Annotated in this window: 3 protein-coding genes; 2 read left to right on the plus strand and 1 reads right to left on the minus strand. The window is 45.1% G+C overall.

The features are described from left to right. Together Q0K92_RS12925 and serB are read left to right on the plus strand one after the other, a co-directional pair. The coding region (locus Q0K92_RS12925) for a GGDEF domain-containing protein (RefSeq protein WP_297326206.1) at positions 1 to 880 on the plus strand (880 nt) is incomplete at its 5' end. A 51-nt stretch (positions 881 to 931) separates the two neighbouring features. Continuing rightward, positions 932 to 1,762, plus strand: coding sequence for a phosphoserine phosphatase SerB (serB, locus tag Q0K92_RS12930; RefSeq protein WP_297326207.1), 831 nt, complete (start codon positions 932 to 934; stop codon positions 1,760 to 1,762). A 50-nt stretch (positions 1,763 to 1,812) separates the two neighbouring features. Here the strand turns inward: serB and maeA are convergent. After that, positions 1,813 to 2,813 (minus strand): oxaloacetate-decarboxylating malate dehydrogenase (maeA, locus tag Q0K92_RS12935; protein ID WP_297326208.1); only part of this gene is annotated, 1,001 nt, incomplete at its 5' end.

A 2,813-nucleotide genomic window follows, 5' to 3' on the forward strand; every position in this document is an offset into this window, starting at 1 on the left:
GAAATGGCATATTCCTGATTATATTGCCCTATCCTGCATCAACAGCCATAGTCAACCAACGCCCAAGGATCTGGGTCCGACGCTACAATCCTGTGTGGCAGTATCTCGCTATTTGGCCGATTATTTTCTATTTCCGCACGAAACGGAGAAAATGACCGCGCTAACGGAAACAGCGCACAACTGGCTTGGGCTGGATCACGCAGCACTCATCGACGTGATTAAAATCATGGAGGTGAGCCTAAAATCCGTTGAGGATCTGTTTGATATTAGCATTCATGATGCATTGGAAGCCGATGGTGTCCTGGCTCAAGCTAAAGAACTACTCATGATACATAGTTTGGCCAGAATGAAGGAGCTGGAAGAAAAATCGCAACGGGATGGACTGACCGGTGCCTATAATCGCATGTATTTTGACGAAACCCTGCGACGTGAATTTAATCTGGCAACCCAATATCATTTGCCTTTGACTATCGCGATTATCGATTTGGATCATTTTAAAAAAGTCAATGACACCCATGGGCATCTGGCAGGAGACTCGCTGTTGGTGACGGTCGTGAAAACCGTTTGTGCGCAGATTCGCCAGGATGACACATTGAGCCGCTACGGCGGCGAGGAATTTGCTTTGATTTTACCCGGCACAACATTGGAAGCTTCAAGAAATCTCATTGCCCGTTTAAAAGAGGCGATTACTGAAATCGCTTATGAACTGGACGACAGTTGCATCATCCAAATCACGGCATCGATTGGCGTCGCAGCCTATCATGAAGGATCAACCACTTTTAATGAACCACTGAACATGATTAAAGCGGCCGATTCGGCTTTATATGCGGCGAAACATGCTGGACGCAATCGCATTGTCGAATGGAATTCACTGCTTTAAATATTTTGCACTCAGTCAGTTGTCTATCTATATCTAATATCTTGCACATTTATGAATCTAATTATCCAAGGACTGGACGTAAACAATAGTGATTTGCGGGAAATCGCAAAACTCTCTCAGGCAGACGGGATCGAACGGATTACCGGTCAAGCCTTTCGCATAACCAATGCCACACATTCAGATCAGATTGCAGAATACTGCACGCAAGCTGAGCTGGATTTTGCATTTGTTAATCCCAAACAAAAACTCTCAGATTTTAAATTGATTGCCATGGATATGGATTCAACACTGCTGGCAATTGAATCTATTGATGAAATTGCTGACATGCACAATATCAAGCCACAAGTGGCCGCCATTACCCTGCAAACCATGCGCGGTGAGATCAGTTTTGAGGAAAGCATCACGCGCCGCACCGCATTATTGCAGGGTGTGCATCAGGATGCATTGCAAAAAGTCTATGATGAACGCGTCAAACTGAGTCCTGGGGCTGAAAAAATGCTGCAACAGGCAAAGTTATCCGGACTAAAAACCATGGTAATTTCAGGTGGTTTCACATTTTTTACCGACCGAATCAAAACAAAACTGGCATTTGATTATGCGGCCGCCAACATTCTGGAAATTGATAACGGCCATTTGACCGGCAAAATTATTGGAAAAATTCTTGGTAGAGAAGGCAAAGCGGAAATACTGAAGCAAGTCAGTAAAGAATTAGGCGTGGGACGTGAACAAATTATCGCATTGGGTGATGGCGCTAACGATTTGGATATGTTGGCCGAGGCCGGCGTCAGCATCGCTTATCATGCGAAACCCATTGTAAAAGAGAACGCCACCTATTCAATCAGCTATGTGGGTTTGGATGGCATTATTAACTTGTTTAATTGATTAATTGCGCACGATGTTGATCGATTGAGGCTAATCATCGTCGCTATTGCCTAATAATTCGGTTCATACATAAGCGAATGAATATAACTTTCCAAATCGTTTGGCAATTCAACATCGGTTAAACCTTCGCTGACGGCCACACGACAAACTGCAACAGCAATTGCATGCGACACTTCACGCACGCGCGTTAACGTAGGATAAATTGCTCCCGTGGCTATTTCTTGTTCGGTCACAATACTGGCCAACACCTCGGCAGCAGCCAAAAACATACCTTGCGAAATCAATCGGGCAGAACTGGCATAAACCCCAAGACCTATGCCTGGAAAGATATAGGCATTATTACCCTGTGCGGGCCTGAAAAGCTTATCCTCATACTGCACAGGATTAAACGGACTACCACTGGCAAAGATGACCCGCCCATCACTCCATTGATAGGCCTGTTCTGCAGTGCACTCCGTATGTGAGGTAGGATTCGACAACGCAATAATCACCGGGCGCTCATTCACTGTCGCCATCTTGCGTACAACCGTTTGATCAAATGTTCCGGCCACACCGGTTGCACCAATTAATACATCCGGTTTAATAGCATCAATGGCATCCACAAAGCTGCATGCCGCATGTTCATGAGCAAAAGGCTTGATACGTGGCTTAATGTTTTGATTGGTTGATGTCACCAAGCCTTTTCGATCAATAAACCACAATCGCTCTTGTGCTTGCTGTTGACTGAGTCCCGCGGCACAAAATGCATCCACCACCAGTTCTGCAATACCGCCAGCAGCAGAGCCCGTGCCCAGAAACATAATATTCAGATCGGAAAATTGCTTATGGGTAACGCGACATGATGTATAAATCCCTGCCAGCGTTACGGCAGCGGTGCCTTGTATATCATCATTAAAACAACGCATTTTTTTGCCATACATATCCAAAAACTCAAATGCATGTGGCGTCAAGAAATCCTCAAACTGAATCAGTGCATGTGGAAAACGGTATTGCACCGCATCGACAAATTCATCCACAAGCAATCGATATTCATCCCCTTGTATACGGGGAT

Source organism: Nitrosomonas sp., from assembly GCF_024282095.1.
Lineage (GTDB): Bacteria > Pseudomonadota > Gammaproteobacteria > Burkholderiales > Nitrosomonadaceae > Nitrosomonas.